General features: G+C 64.7%; 12 protein-coding genes and 2 tRNA genes. 3 read left to right on the top strand and 11 right to left on the bottom strand.

The features are described from left to right. Positions 1-93 precede the first annotated feature (93 nt). From argF to purN, 7 genes are all read right to left on the bottom strand, one after another. Entirely contained in the window at positions 94-1,017 is a 924-nt protein-coding gene (gene argF, locus ACYQ6T_RS03075) for an ornithine carbamoyltransferase (protein ID WP_459827436.1), read from the bottom strand. Positions 1,018-1,038: 21 nt separating this feature from the next. Continuing rightward, positions 1,039-2,241, bottom strand: coding sequence for an aspartate aminotransferase family protein (locus ACYQ6T_RS03070; protein ID WP_459827433.1), 1,203 nt, complete (start codon positions 2,239-2,241; stop codon positions 1,039-1,041). A 66-nt stretch (positions 2,242-2,307) separates the two neighbouring features. Next, positions 2,308-4,203, bottom strand: a complete 1,896-nt coding sequence (locus ACYQ6T_RS03065; protein ID WP_459827430.1) for a propionate--CoA ligase — start codon at positions 4,201-4,203, stop codon at positions 2,308-2,310. A 48-nt stretch (positions 4,204-4,251) separates the two neighbouring features. After that, positions 4,252-5,253: an oxidoreductase gene (locus ACYQ6T_RS03060; protein WP_459827428.1), complete on the bottom strand. Its 1,002-nt coding sequence runs from the start codon at positions 5,251-5,253 to the stop codon at positions 4,252-4,254. A 38-nt stretch (positions 5,254-5,291) separates the two neighbouring features. Next, on the bottom strand, positions 5,292-6,605 hold the full coding sequence (locus tag ACYQ6T_RS03055; RefSeq protein ID WP_459827426.1) for an RsmB/NOP family class I SAM-dependent RNA methyltransferase: 1,314 nt from the start codon (positions 6,603-6,605) through the stop codon (positions 5,292-5,294). Next, complete coding sequence (locus tag ACYQ6T_RS03050; RefSeq protein WP_459827424.1) at positions 6,589-7,287, bottom strand: DUF3108 domain-containing protein; 699 nt, start codon at positions 7,285-7,287, stop codon at positions 6,589-6,591. The genes ACYQ6T_RS03055 and ACYQ6T_RS03050 overlap by 17 nt, the downstream gene beginning before the upstream one ends. Further along, positions 7,284-7,940, bottom strand: coding sequence for a phosphoribosylglycinamide formyltransferase (gene purN / locus ACYQ6T_RS03045; protein ID WP_459827421.1), 657 nt, complete (start codon positions 7,938-7,940; stop codon positions 7,284-7,286). Before purN ends, ACYQ6T_RS03050 begins: the two co-directional genes overlap by 4 nt. A gap of 56 nt (positions 7,941-7,996) precedes the next feature. Between purN and mutL the strand changes: the two genes are divergently transcribed. Then, positions 7,997-9,910: a DNA mismatch repair endonuclease MutL gene (gene mutL / locus ACYQ6T_RS03040; RefSeq protein ID WP_459827418.1), complete on the top strand. Its 1,914-nt coding sequence runs from the start codon at positions 7,997-7,999 to the stop codon at positions 9,908-9,910. A gap of 56 nt (positions 9,911-9,966) precedes the next feature. Here mutL and ACYQ6T_RS03035 read toward each other — a convergent pair whose 3' ends face one another. Both ACYQ6T_RS03035 and ACYQ6T_RS03030 read right to left on the bottom strand, forming a co-directional pair. Then, a complete protein-coding gene (locus ACYQ6T_RS03035) occupies positions 9,967-10,551 on the bottom strand; it encodes a YqaA family protein (protein ID WP_459827415.1) in 585 nt (194 codons plus the stop codon). Positions 10,552-10,599: 48 nt separating this feature from the next. Then, positions 10,600-10,800, bottom strand: a complete 201-nt coding sequence (locus tag ACYQ6T_RS03030; RefSeq protein ID WP_459827413.1) for a DUF2905 domain-containing protein — start codon at positions 10,798-10,800, stop codon at positions 10,600-10,602. A 269-nt stretch (positions 10,801-11,069) separates the two neighbouring features. On the opposite strand from ACYQ6T_RS03030, the gene ACYQ6T_RS03025 reads away from it, so the two are divergent. Then, positions 11,070-11,879, top strand: coding sequence for a TorF family putative porin (locus tag ACYQ6T_RS03025; protein ID WP_459827411.1), 810 nt, complete (start codon positions 11,070-11,072; stop codon positions 11,877-11,879). Positions 11,880-11,890: 11 nt separating this feature from the next. Here the strand turns inward: ACYQ6T_RS03025 and ACYQ6T_RS03020 are convergent. Together ACYQ6T_RS03020 and ACYQ6T_RS03015 are read right to left on the bottom strand one after the other, a co-directional pair. Further along, positions 11,891-11,983, bottom strand: a tRNA-Ser gene (locus ACYQ6T_RS03020). Between the two features lie 20 nt (positions 11,984-12,003). Continuing rightward, positions 12,004-12,079 (bottom strand) — tRNA-Thr (locus tag ACYQ6T_RS03015). A 141-nt stretch (positions 12,080-12,220) separates the two neighbouring features. On the opposite strand from ACYQ6T_RS03015, the gene ACYQ6T_RS03010 reads away from it, so the two are divergent. Continuing rightward, positions 12,221-14,263, top strand: a complete 2,043-nt coding sequence (locus tag ACYQ6T_RS03010) for an aldehyde ferredoxin oxidoreductase C-terminal domain-containing protein (protein WP_459827408.1) — start codon at positions 12,221-12,223, stop codon at positions 14,261-14,263. Positions 14,264-14,277: the final 14 nt, after the last annotated feature.

Here is a 14,277-nt window from a genome sequence, read left to right as displayed (position 1 = left end):
AAGAGTCCAAGAGGGGTCGATAGAAACCGAAATCGTTGTCTATTTTACCATTTTTCCCGACAGGGACCGGCGGTGCAGCGCTGAGGGTTGGCGTCAGTGGTCCAAGCGCCCCAGCACCAGGTACTCCATCAGCGCCTTCTGGACATGGAGCCGGTTCTCCGCTTCGTCCCAGACCACCGACTGCGGTCCGTCGATCACCTCCGCGGTCACCTCCTCCCCGCGGTGTGCCGGCAAGCAGTGCATGAAGAGGGCGTCAGGGGCCGCGACCGCCATCATCTCGCTGTCCACTTGCCAGTCGCGGAAGGCGGTCGCACGCGCCTCGTGCTCCTCTTCAAAACCCATCGAAGTCCAGACGTCGGTGGTCACCAAGTGGGCACCGCGCGCCGCCTCCATCGGATCGGCGAAGCAGGTATAGTGGCCGTTTGGGGTCACCCGCGCCACATTCGGGTCAACGGCGTAGCCCGGGGGGGTTGAGACGTTGACGTGAAAATCGAGCACTTCGGCTGCCTGGAGCCAGGTGTTGCACATGTTGTTCGCGTCGCCAATCCACGCGACCGTTTTGCCGGCAATCGAACCGCGGTGTTCGATGAAGGTGAAGATGTCGGCAAGCACCTGACAGGGGTGGAACTCGTTCGTCAATCCGTTGATCACCGGAACCCTAGAGCGGGCGGCGAAGCGCTCGACGATCTCCTGTTCAAAGGTTCGGATCATCACCAAGTCGCTCATCCGCGAGATCACCTCGGCGGCGTCTTCGACCGGCTCGCCGCGCCCCAGTTGCGAGTCGCGGGTATTGAGGTAGACGGCAAACCCCCCGAGCTGCTGGATCCCCGCCTCAAAAGAGAGGCGGGTGCGGGTGCTCGCCTTTTCGAAGATCATCACGAGTGTGCGGTCAAAGAGGGGGTGCCACGGCTCGTAGTTCTTGAACTTCCTTTTGATCCACGCCGCGCGTTCGAAGAGGTAGTGGTACTCGTCAGCCGTGAAGTCACGAAACTGCAGATAGTGTTTGATCGCACCCATCATGCCCCTCCCAATGGTGTTTTATGCGGAAGCCAGAAAACGGTGAACGAGCGGCACAAGCCGCGCGACCAGCTCTTCACCCTCGGCGTCCGAAAGGATCAACGGCGGGAGCAGCCGGATCACCCGTTCCGCGGTGACGTTCACGAGGAGCTTCGCCTCCTCGAGCGCCTGCCGCATCAACGGCCCACACGGGCGGTCGAGGACGACGCCGAGCATCAACCCCTCCCCGCGCACTTCGACGACCTCTGGCGTATCGGCAAAGGCTGTAGTGAGCCGTTCCTTGAGCGCTCGGCCCTGCTTCGCGGCGTTCTCCCGCAGCCCCTCCTCCTCGATCACCGTCAGGGTCGTGAGCCCCGCGACACAGGCGAGGGGATTGCCGCCAAAGGTCGACCCGTGGTTGCCCGGGCCAAAGACCCCCGCGGCAGGGCCGCGTGCGAGGAGCGCCCCGATCGGCACCCCGGACCCCAGCCCTTTGGCGAGCGTCATCACGTCGGGCGCGAGCGCCTCAGGGGGCAAGCCCAACGCCGCGGCGGCCCACTGCCAGCCGAACCAGTGTCCGGTGCGCGCGACCCCGCACTGCACCTCGTCGCACATCATCAGCACCCCGCGCGCGGCGGTCTGCTCGCGGATCGCGCGCACCACCTCAGGGGCTGCAAGGCGAATTCCCCCTTCCCCCTGGATCACCTCAAAGAGGACCGCAACGACGTCGGGGTCGGCGAGCGCCGCCGCCAACGCCGCGACGTCACCAAACGGCACCCGCACGAACCCCTCGACGAGCGGTTCGAACCCCTTCTGCACCTTGACGTTGCCGGTTGCCGACAACGCAGCGAGTGTCCGGCCGTGAAACGCCTGCTCCATCACGATGATCTTGGGGCAGGCAATGCCACGCTGGTGGCCGTAGAGGCGCGCGAGCTTGATCGCCCCTTCGTTTGCCTCCGCGCCGGAGTTGGCGAAGAAGACCTCGTCCATCGCGCTCAACGCGCAGAGGCGATCAGCAAGCTCCTCCTGTTGCGGAATGCGGTAGAGGTTGGAGGTGTGAATGACCCGTCCCGCTTGCGCGCAGATCGCCTCGACGAGCCGCGGGTGGGCGTGCCCCAAGGTCGAGACGGCGATTCCCGCAAGCGCGTCGAGGTAGCGCTCGCCCGCCTCGTCGTAGAGCCAGACCCCTTTGCCGTGGGTAAAAGCGACCGGCAACCGGGCGTAGGTGTTCATCAGGTGGTTCATCATCTTCCCATCAACGAAAAGGGGGAACCGTACCCTCCGGTTCCCCAAGCAGCTATTTTATTCTGATTATTGGTTTTTCAATACGTCGGCGATCTGGTCGAGCGTGGAGCGGTCTTCGATCGTCGTCAAATCCCCCGGATCACGCCCTTCGGCCAGGGCCTGAATCGACCGGCGCAACATCTTACCCGAGCGGGTCTTGGGTAGGCCCGCGACGAAATAGACGCGGTGGGGCCGGGCGATCGCGCCAAGGAGCTCGTCGACCTTCTGCTTCACCTCCGCTTCGAGCTGCTTGCGCCCTTCGTCGCTTTCGATCCGCGACGGGTCCTTCACCACCGCAAAGGCGATCGGCACCTGCCCTTTCACCTCGTCGTGGACGCCGACGACGGCCACTTCGGCAATCGCCGTGTGCGCCTGGACCGCCTCTTCAATTTCGCGCGTCCCCAAGCGGTGGCCGGCGACGTTGATCACGTCGTCGGTCCGCCCCAGAATGAAGTGGTACCCCTCCTCGTCTTTGATCCCCCAGTCGGCGGAAGAGTAGACGAGGGGTTCGCGGAAGAGGCTGAAGTAGCTCTTGATGAACCGCTCGTCGTCCCCCCAGACGGAGCTCAGGCATCCGGGTGGCAGCGGCGGGAGGACACCGACGATCCCCTTCTCGTTCGGGCCACACTCGGTGCCATCTTCGCGGAAGATCTTGAGGTTGTAGCCATAGACGGGAAAGCCGGGAGAGCCATACTTGACCGGTTTCTCTTCGATCCCGCGGCAGATCGCCAGCATCGGCCAGCCGGTTTCGGTCTGCCAGTAGTTGTCGATCACCGGTTTGCCCAACGCCTCGTGGATCCAGCGGTGGGTCGTCTCATCGAGCGGCTCGCCCGCAAGGAAGAGGTGCTTCAAGGTGGAGAGGTCAGCGGAACGGAGGTATCCGGGGTCCTGCTTCTTGAGGACGCGAATCGCCGTGGGGGCCGAGAACATCACCGTGACGCGATACTTTTCCACCATCCGCCACCAGATCCCCGGGTCGGGCCGAAGCGGCGTCCCCTCGTAGAAGATCGTCGCCATCCCAGCAAGGAGCGGGCCGTAGACGATGTAACTGTGGCCGACGACCCAACCGATGTCGGAGGTGGCAAACATCGTCTCGCCAGGCTTGCCGCAGAAGATGTAGTCCATCGAAGCGGCAAGGGCCACGGCGTAGCCGCCGGTGTCGCGCTGCACCCCTTTCGGCTTTCCGGTCGTCCCGGAGGTGTAGAGGATGTAGCTCGGGTGGGTCGACTCGACCCATTCGACCGGCACCACGGCGTCGCGGTGGTGCGCAGCGAGCTCCGTGTAATCGAGGTCACGGCCCGCGACGCGCGGGAACCCTTTGTCCAACCCCCGATCGACGATCACCACCTTCTCGGGCGGCGTCTTCGCCAAGCGGCACGCCTCGTCGACGAGGTGCTTGTACGGCACCACTTTGCCGTTGCGCATCCCCGCGTCGGCCGTAACCATGATTTTGGGCTGCGCGTCGTCGATGCGGGTCGCGAGCGACGCCGCGGCAAAACCGCCAAAGACCACCGAGTGGATCGCGCCAATCCGCACCGCAGCGAGCATCGCAAAGGCCGCTTCCGGGATCATCGGCATGTAGATCAACACCCGGTCGCCCTTTTGCACCCCGAGGCTCTGGTAGATCGCCGCCATCCGTTCCACTTCGCGCTGGAGTTCGGCAAAAGAGTAGCGCCGCTCCTCGTCGGTCTCGGTCGAGACGTAGATGAGCGCGGTGTCGTTGGGGCGCGCGAGCGCGTGGCGGTCGACGGCGTTGTAGCAGAGGTTGGTCTCTCCGCCCTTGAACCAGCGGACAAACGGGGGCCGCGAATAGTCGCAGATCACCTCCGGCGCCTTGTGCCAATGAATTCGCTTCGCCTCCTCCGCCCAAAAGGCGTCGCGCTCGTCGATCGAACGGCGGTAGAAGGTCTCGTAGGCACCCATTGCTCTTTCCTCCCTGAAGTCACTCAAACCTGAATCAATAATTATGCATCACAGGTCACTGATTTTCACCACCGTCCGCCCCTTCGCCTGCCCCGCGATGAATTCGTCAAAAATCGCCGGGAGCGCCGTCCGAGGCACTTCGCGGGTGATCGCCCGAAGGTGCTGCGGTTTGAGGTCGGTGGCCAACCGCTCCCACACTTTCCCCCGCAGCGGAAAATCGGTGTAGGCCGAATCGACGCCGAGCAGACTCACCCCCCGCAGGATGAAGGGGAAGACGGTTGTTTCGAGTTTGAAGGAAGCGGCGTTGCCGATCGACGCCACCGTACCCGCCTGCTTCATCGTCGCCAGCATCCAGTGGAGAATCGGCCCGCCGACGTTATCGACCGCGCCAGCCCAGCGGCTTTTCTCGAGCGGCCGGGTTGCGGCGAAATCGATCGTCGTGCGGTCGAGGATCTCTGCGGCACCGAGCGCCTTGAGCTGCGCCTCCTCCGAGGCTTTGCCGGTGAGCGCCACCACGTGGTACCCCCGGCCGGCCAACATCTGGATCACCAGCATCCCCACACCCCCGGTGGCGCCACTCACCACCACCGGCCCCAGTTCCGGTTTCAGCCCTTCGTGCTCCATCCGTTCGACCGCCAACGCGGCGGTAAACCCTGCAGTGCCGAGCGCCATCGCCTCGAAGAGGTCGAGCCCCTGAGGGAGCGGCACGATCCACTTCGCCGGAATGCGCGCATATTCGGCGTAGCCGCCATGGTGCGAAACGCCGATGTCGTAGCTGGTGGCGATCACCCGATCCCCCGGGCGAAAGCGCGGGTCAGACGACTCGACCACTGTCCCGGCGAGATCGATCCCGCCGATACAGGGGAAACGGCGGATGATCTTCCCTTTCCCCGTTGCGGCAAGGGCGTCCTTGTAGTTGATGCTCGAGTAGTGGACGCGGATTAGCACCTCGCCCGGGTCGAGCGCCGAGAAGGGCACGGCTTCCCACGCTGCGGTCACCCCCCCTTCCGGATTTTCGCGAATCATCAATGCGGTGAAAGTCTCACTCATGATCACTCCTCCTGGTATCGACAAACGAAATTCCTATTCTAGCCGCAACGGCGCTCGAGCACCACGGCAAAAAAACCGTCGCAGCCGTGGCGGTGGGGAAAGAGGCGAACCGCCTCGGCGATGCCACCCACCGGACAAGGGCCGTTCGTGAACGGCGCCCCGCTCTCGGCGTGCCGCCAGTCGGCGGTGAGCCGCTCCCAGGGGATCGGGGCAAAATCGCCGTGTTCGGCGAGAAACCGCTGCACCACCTCGTCGTTCTCATCCGGAAGAATGCTGCAGGTGACGTAGATGAGCCGCCCGCCGGGTTTGACCAGTCGCGCGGCCGCGGTGAGGATGCTGCTCTGCTGCGCCACGAGCGCCGCCACCGTCTCTTCGTTCTGCCGCCATTTGAAGTCGGGGTTGCGGCGCACCGTCCCGATCCCGGAACAGGGGACGTCGACGAGCACCCGATCGGCCTTTGCCGCGAGCCGCTTTAGTTTCGCGTCGTGTTCGCTTGCAATCGCCAGAGGCTGGACGTTGGTGGCACCGGCGCGCGCAAGACGCGGCCGCAACCCGGCGAGGCGCTTCGCGATCGCGTCGAGCGCGAAGATCTGACCGGTGTTTTCCATCATCGCCGCGAGCGCAAGGGTCTTCCCCCCCGCGCCGGCGCAGAAATCGACCACCGTCTGCCGCCGCTTCGGCGCGACGAGCCGGGTGACCAACTGGCTCCCCTCATCTTGCACCTCGACCACCCCGTTGCGGTAGAGGGGGTGGGTCGGCAGCGCGATCCGGTCGGTGAGGCGAATCCCCCACGGCGACCACGGCGTGGCAGCAGCATCGACTCCCGACGCGCGCAACCGTTCGAGCACCGCGTCGCGCTTCGCCTTGAGGGTATTGACCCGCAGATCCAACGGGGCCGACGCGAGGAGCGCCGCGCCGATCGCGCGAGCCTCCTCCTCGCCGTAGGCCGCCGAGAGCCGCGTCCAGAGCCAGTCGGGGAGGCTCAACCGCTCGGCGTCACTCCAGGGGTAGTGCGCCATCGCCGCTTTGCGCGCAGCGAGCCATTCGGCTTCGTCGGCAACCAGAAGGGGCGCCAATCGCGCGACCGACCAACCGCAGCCGGTGACGAACCACGCCAAGAGCAACCGCCGCGGTGCGGTCGTCTCCGCCCAGACGGTGAGCCGTCGGTAGTGGCGGATGACACCGTAGTAGTTTTCGGCAATAAATGCCCGGTCGCGCTGCCCCAGTTTGGGCCATTCGCGGAAAAAGGCCGAGAGGACCTTGTCGGCTGGGGCGGTGAAGGTGAGCGCCTCGGAGAGCGCCTGAACGGTGGCCTGAATGCGGGGCTGGAGCCACTCAACGCTGAAGTTCATAGGCAAACGCCCCCTCTTCGCCCGTAACGGTCAGGCGGACGAGCCGCACCGTCGGCTCCTTCTGCCACCACACCCCCACCTGCCAGTCGCCGTTGGGGGTCTCTGCCGCAAAGCGCACCGTCGCCACCTCATCGCCGTTCGCGAGGCGCGTCTGCTCTTCACCGACCAGCCGGTAGCGGATCGCCTTGCCGCGCTTCACACCCAAAAGCGTCGTCTCGCCTGCGGTAACGCCTTCTGCCGCGCGGCTCGGCAGCGAAAAGAGGAGACTCAAGAAATCCTGCGCCTCCTCGGGCGCCGCGTAGTGGATCACCGCCCCTTTGCGCGTCACCTGAACGCCGTTATTCGTCCGCTCGATCACCTCCTCCGCTTTACCCGGGCGGCTGCGCACCACACGGGTCGGAATCCACCACCCCGAGCGGATCACACCCTCACTCACCCGCGTCTCGTCAAAAGGGACAAGGAGCGCTGCGACGCCGGCGCTTTGGGTCTGCAGCACAATCCGGTAACGCCCGTCAGTAAGACGCTCCCACGCAAGGCGTGCCGTTCCCACCGCGAGCCCCTCGCGAGAGACCCGGTATTCGGCCGCCCCCTGCGGCGCAGGCGACGCCGCTTTTTCCCTTGACCATGCCGCGTGACTCCCCAGAAGAAGGGCAAGGAGAACGCCGAGCACCCACCCCCTCACGCCTCGACCTCCGGTAGATGCAGCGACCGCTCCGGGTAACGGGCGTCGGCGACCACCACCCGGCCCTCGGGGGTAAGCGCGAGCCGCCCTTCGACAAACCAGCGGATCGCCTGCGGGTAGATCCGGTGTTCTTCGCGCAGCACCCGAAGAGCGAGCCGCTCCGGCGTATCGTCGGGCAACACCGGCACCGCCGCTTGGATGATGATCGGGCCGTGGTCGAGCGACGGGGTGACAAAGTGGACCGTCGCGCCATGGAGCCGACACCCCTCGGCGATCGCCCGCTCGTGGGTATGCAACCCAGGAAACGCCGGCAGGAGCGACGGATGGATGTTCATCATTCGCCCCGCGTAGCGGGCGACAAACGCTTCGCCGAGAATGCGCATGAACCCCGCGAGCACCACGAGGTCGGGGTGGAACCGGTCGATCGCTTCCGCGAGCGCCTGATCAAACGCGTCGCGGCTGCCGTAAGCTTTGTGGTCGACGACCACGGTCGGAATCCCGTGTGCTGCGGCAAAGCGCAACCCGGCCGCATCGGGTCGATTACTGACCACCGCCGCCACTTCGGCTCCGGGGATCTGGGCGCGCACGATCGCCTCCATGTTGCTCCCGCGCCCGGAGATGAGAATAACTAACCTTTTAGTGGCTTGACCCATCGCGTCGTTCCGTGATGCACACACGCGAGATTGTACGCCTGTCGTACAATCGCCCCATGCCCATTCAGCTCCTTCCCGACGCCCTCATCAACCAGATCGCCGCTGGCGAAGTGGTCGAGCGCCCCGCGTCGATCGTCAAAGAGCTCGCGGAAAATAGCCTCGACGCCGGCGCGACAGCGATCGAAATTCGCCTCGAAGGGGGCGGAATCGACCGGGTTTGCGTGCGCGATGACGGCTGCGGCATTCCCGCCGACGAGCTCCCGTTGGCGGTCGCGCGCCACGCGACGAGCAAAATTGGCTCGTTCGACGATCTCGTGCGCGTCGCGACCAAAGGATTTCGCGGCGAGGCGCTCGCGGCGATCGCCGCGGTCACCCAGCTCACGATCGCCTCGCGTCCCCGTGGCGCTCCCCACGGCATGAGGCTCGACGTCGCGAGCGGCGAAATCGCCCCGTGCGCGATCCCCCCCGGCACAGAGGTCGACTGCCGCGCCCTCTTCGCGACGGTCCCCGCGCGGCGCAAATTTCTCAAGAGTCCGGCCACCGAGCTCCACCACGCCCAAGAGGCGGCGCGGCGGCTGGCGCTCGCCCACCCGCAGGTCGCTTGGCACCTCCTCCACAACGGCAAAACCCTCTGGCGTCTCCCCGCGCAACCCCCCGCCCACCGTTTTTTTACGCTCCTCACCGAAGACCCTACCCGCTGGCGCGAGGTCACGGCGACGACCCCGGCAGCAGAGCTCTTCGGGTGGGTGATCGAACCGCGTTTTGCTCAAGCGACCCCCCAGCAAGCGGTGCAATACCTCTTCGTCAATGGGCGCGCGGTGCGCGATCGGCTCCTTGCGCAGGCGGTCAAGCGAAGCTACGCCGACATCCTGCACGGCGAGCGGCAACCGAGCTACGCCCTCTTTCTCACCATTGACCCGGAGCGGGTCGACGTCAATGTCCACCCCGCAAAGAGCGAGGTCCGCTTCCGCGACCCGAACGCCGTCTTTCACCTCGTCCACTCTGCGGTCAGCGCCGCGCTCGCGCCGACGGTAGCTCCTGCGAGCGGTTCCCTGAGACCCGCCCCTTCAGACTCTCTGACCCCCTCCGCTTCAGACCGCGTGCGCGCGGCCACCCCCGCTGCGCCGCCGCACACGGCCTATTCCAACTCCTTCCGCTCTTCTCCTCCGCGCGTCGCCGAGCCGACGATCACCCGCTATCTCGACCTCGCCGCACACGCCTTTCGCCAAGAAGCGCTCCCCCTCCACCCTGAGCCGCGTACCCCCGCGGCGCCACCCGAGACCAGCCCCCCCGCTCCCGACGCGCGAACCGGTGCCAAACAACCGCTAAGACCAGAAAACCAGCTCCCCCAGGAGACACCCCCGGAGCACGCACCCTCTCAGGAAACACCGCCACTCGGTCACGCGCTCGCGCAACTCCATGGCATCTACCTCTTGGCGCAGAATGAACGGGGGCTCGTCGTCGTCGATATGCACGCCGCCCACGAGCGAATCCTCTACGAGCGGCTCAAACGCGCCTACGACGCGACCGGTATCCTGCCGCAACCGCTCCTCACCCCCATCCCCGTGCCGTTGCGCGGTGAGGCGCTTGCGCTCTTCGGCGAACACCGCGAAACCCTCGCGTCACTCGGATTTGAGGCAAGCCAGATCGACGCGCAGACGATCGCGGTGCGCACCCACCCGTCGTTCGTCGCTCCCAACGACATCCCCGAACTCGTCGGCGAAATCCTCGCCGAACTCGCCGACGCCCCGAGTGCTCACGCCGCCACCGCCTACCGTGACCGGCTCCTTGCCCGCATCGCCTGCCACAGCGCCGTGCGGGCCAACCGGCGGCTCACCCACGACGAGATGGAGACGCTCTTACGCGACCTCGAAGCGACAGAGCGGGGTGGGCAGTGTAACCACGGCCGCCCCACGTGGATCGAACTCCCTTTGGCCGCGCTCGACGCCCTCTTCCTGCGCGGGCGGTAAAGGACTCCCCTCCCACCGCTGACGTGCGCCAACCGCACACCACGCGAGACGCCCTCCTACCCCCGCGCCGCGTACCACCCCAGCGCCACCACCACAAGCGCCACAGTCGCCCAGCCGATGCGGTCGATCGTGCGATGCAGCGTCGCCTCAAGCCGCTCCCCTCCCCACGCCATCAAGCCGGCTACGAGAAAGAAGCGTAAGCCCCGGCCAACGAACGACGCAGCGATGAAAGGGAGAAGTGCCATCTGCAGCACCCCCGCGGCAATCGTGAACACCTTGTAGGGGATCGGCGAAAAGCCCGCGACGAAAACCGCCCAGACACCCCACGCTTCAAACCACTCCCGCGCCGTCAGGTAGGCGGCCCAGTAGCGGGACCCCTGCAACCACGGCTCGATCGCCGCAAAAGCGCCCCAGCCGATCGCATAACCGGCAACGCCTCCCACCACCGACGCGACGGTGGTGAGGAGCGCGAGGCGCCACGCCCGCCGCGGCTGCGCCATCGCCATCGGCGCGAGCATGACGTCGGGGGGAACGGGAAAAAAGGAGGATTCGGCGAAAGAGAGGAGGGCAAGAAACCACGGCGCATTGCGGTGGCGCACCCACTGCATCACCCGGGCGTAGAGGGAAGAGAAGAGGCGCATCGAAAAGACCGAAAAAAGAAAACTGCAGCGATTCTAGCGCGCCCCCCGCTATTTTCGCCACAGCCAGAAGAGGAGTGACAAAAGAAGCGAGACGACGAGGCTGGTGGTGATTGGGAAGTAGAAGGTGAAGTTCTCCTTCTCGATCACAATGTCGCCCGGCAGGCGGCCCAACGGCAATTTACTGAGCCATGGGTAGAGGAAGGAAAGCGCGAGCGCGATCACGCCGATCCAGAAGAGCAGCTTTTGCATGGGCAGGGCAACCTCCAATCATTGCCAATCCGAGCAGCCCAAGGAAAATTCTACCCGCTGATGATTCTCCGTCAAATGCACCGTTGCTGTGCATCAACGCATCGTCTCAGAGCAGGGGTTGGTCTCCCAACCGCTCCTCACTTCTTACCTCGCTTGAAGAACCGGCTTTTTCTCTGAACGTGCCACGCAAACGGTAGAGATTCATCATCTGGCACATTTTTTGCTTCCTTTGCCCTTGCAATCATTTTCCACCTTTTGGGAGCATTCCGATGGACTTCAGACGAAAATGGATCGCCGTGGTGACCGTAGCCACATTCACCCCGCTTGCTTTCGCCGATGAAGCCGCAGCAGAGCACACATTCACTGGCAACATCACCTTCGCCTCCGAATATCTCTATCGGGGAATCGCGCAAACCCGAGGCAAGCCGGCCTTGCAAGGTGGTTTCGATTACGCCCACCGTAGCGGTCTCTACGCAGGCGTTTGGGGGTCGAATATCTCCTGGATCAACGACAGTGTCGCCGGTGCCAGTGCCAGCCTCGAGATCGATGTGTATGGCGGCTACAAAGGCGCCATTACCGACGAGTTCGGCTTCGACGTCGGCGTGCTGACCTATAACTACCCGGGCAGCGGCAAACCGAGTGGCAACGCTAAACCCGACACCGTTGAACTCTACGGGGCGCTGTCGTGGCGATGGCTGACACTCAAGTATTCGCGCACCACCGGGAGCCTTTTTGGCTGGACACAGCCTGACGGTGGCAAAACCAGCGGTTCCGGCTATCTGGAATTGAATGCGACGTACGATCTCGGTGATGGCTGGGGGATCACCGGTCACATCGGCCATCAAAATGTCAAGGGGCTGAGCGACGCCTCCTACTCCGACTTCAAGGTAGGCGTCACCAAAGACGTTGGGTTTGGCGTCGTCGGCTTAGCTTATTCGACCACCACTGCCCGGGACCGCTGCGCCGGAAGCGGGCCCGCTGGCCCACGTGACCTCTACTGCTTCGTCAAGCACGACGGCAGCAGCGCTTACGAGGCTGGAAAAAATCGCGTGCTTCTGACCTTCAGCAGAAGTTTCTAGCAGAGCATCGCTGGCGGAGAGGGCGGGATTCGAACCCGCGTGCCGGTTTTACCCGACCATCCGATTTCGAGTCGGCGCCGTTATGACCACTTCGGTACCTCTCCGCATCCCCAGGTGACTCCCCTGGTGCCGTTGGGCGGACTCGAACCGCCGACCTACTGATTACGAATCAGTTGCTCTACCAGCTGAGCTACAACGGCAAGGGACTCGCATTATAACAAAAAAAAGGCGAGGCAACGCAATGCCCACCCCGCTTGCCTCGCCAAGTGTTGACCCACCTCAAGGAAAATCGAGCCATTTTAGTTTATCATGATGGAAGAACCCTACTGGGAAACCAAGCCATGAACGCACCCCAACCCCCTCTCGCAGTCACTGAGACCCCGTGGCTCCCTCCGCGCAGCGTCACGGTGGCGTTGGATTCGGGTGACTTCTCCCTCACCGCCCATCCCGCGACTCAATTCACTGGCCCGATCGAATATGGCTGGCAGGTCTACCGCCAGTATGGGCAGAAGGCCTTCTCTCTGGGCGTTGGGCGGCTTGCCGACTCGCCGCTTGCGGGAACGCGCCGCCTCTTCGTCTGCGGCTACAGTCACCTCTGGGAGAGTTTCTACATCTCCTCGGCAGGCGGCGCCGCGTACACCTTCAAACACTTTGGCGTGCCGTGGGTCACCCTCTTGGGGCGCGCACCCCACCCGTCGGTGGTGATTTTGCGCTTTGATGGGAATCAACCGACCGTGACCGTGGAGCCGCTTCCCGACCTCGAAGCGCTCTGGCGCGAGGGGTACCACCGCACGAGTGACGGCGCGCGGCTCCGCGGCGCGCTCGCGGTGCAGCAAGCGGTGATCGACCGCTTCGGCGGCAACTTCCCGGCCAAAAAGGTGCGGGCGATGGCGGTGGGACCGGCAGCGGCCGTGACCTGGGAGGGGACGATCGTCTCCAATCCGGTGGAGAAGGGGGCGATCACCTGGGTCACCGAATTCTGCGGCCGGGGTGGGATGGGGTCGACGCTCCTGCGCGACTTCAACGTCGCCGCGCTCCTCTTCGGCGGCGACTGGGAACCCGGCACGAAGGAGAGCACCAAGGAGTATGACCCCGATTTCACCGCCCGCTTCGGCGACCGCTACATCCGGGTGGAACAGCGCACCACCCAGAAATATTCGCTCGACCCCAAAACGGGCACTGGCGGCACCTTCGGCTCCAACTACGCCGCGATGGGCGACAAGATTTTGTCGTTCCACTACCAGAGCGTCTTTGCGCCGCGCGAAGAGCGGATCAAGCAGCTCGAAACGTTTGTCTTGGGCCACTACTGGAAGCAGTTCCAAGAGGAGACGATCGCGCCAAAGCAGTTTGAACACTGCGGCGAGCCGTGCTCGGTCAGCTGCAAAAAAATGAACGGTCCTTACAAAAAGGACTACGAGCCGTACCATGCTTTAGGTCCGCTGATTGGAATCTTCGACCAGCGCGCCGCCGAGCGGATCAACGAATATGCCGACGCGATGGGGTTTGACGCGATCCAACTCGGGGGGATGCTCGGCTGGCTCTTCGAGGCGGTGGCCCAGGGTGACTTCGACCCGGCGGACCTTGGCCTCCCCCCCGCTGCGGAACTGCGGTTCCGCGGTTTCACCGCCGACCCCGCTGCGTTCGACGTTGTCGCCGACAGCGCCGCGAACGCCGACTATGCACTGCGGGCGATCGATGTGATCCTCTGGGACGAACGGGCAAGCCCGTTGCGCGAGGGGATCCGCGTCGCCGCCCAGGCACTGAACGCCCGATACCCCGCGACGCGCCCCGGCGACCGCGCGGTCTATCTCGCCCACGGCGAGCGGGGAGGACTCGTTCCCAACCAATATTTCGTCCCCGGGATGTTCAGCCCGATGCCCCTCATGGGCAAGTACTATGTCTTCTACGGCCACGACCTTCTCTCCCCTGAGTCGCTTGGCCAATGGAACGTCGCGCGGATGGCTGGGGAACTCCTTTCGGACAACGCAGGACTCTGCCGCTTCCACCGCGCATGGGGCGAACCGATGGCCGCGCAGCTCCTGACCCAGCACCGGGAACTGCCCGACGACTACCCCGAGCGGATCGTGCGCCTCACGCAGGAGATCTTCGCTGCCGAAGAACCGGCAAGCCGCTTCTGGGAGACGCCACGCCTCATCGACCTCTTTGCCCACTACTGGCGGTGGCAGCGGGAGAATGGCGTCGACCTTGCGCCGGTTGCCGACTTCTTCGCCCCTGAAGCGCTCCCCGGTGAGACGACGGCGGAGACGATCGATCGGCTGCTCGCCGCCAACGACCGCGCCACCTGGGAGCGGCTCGCCCGGCGCTACTGGGAGACGGTTCGCGCCGCGCAACGCAAAGCGGTGAGCGAACTGCGCCTTCGTTGACCTAGATCAAAGCC

The sequence above is a fragment of the Hydrogenophilus islandicus genome, assembly GCF_054657095.1.
The sequence above is the reverse complement of the archived record's forward strand: the minus strand, read 5'-3'. Positions and strand labels throughout refer to the sequence as shown.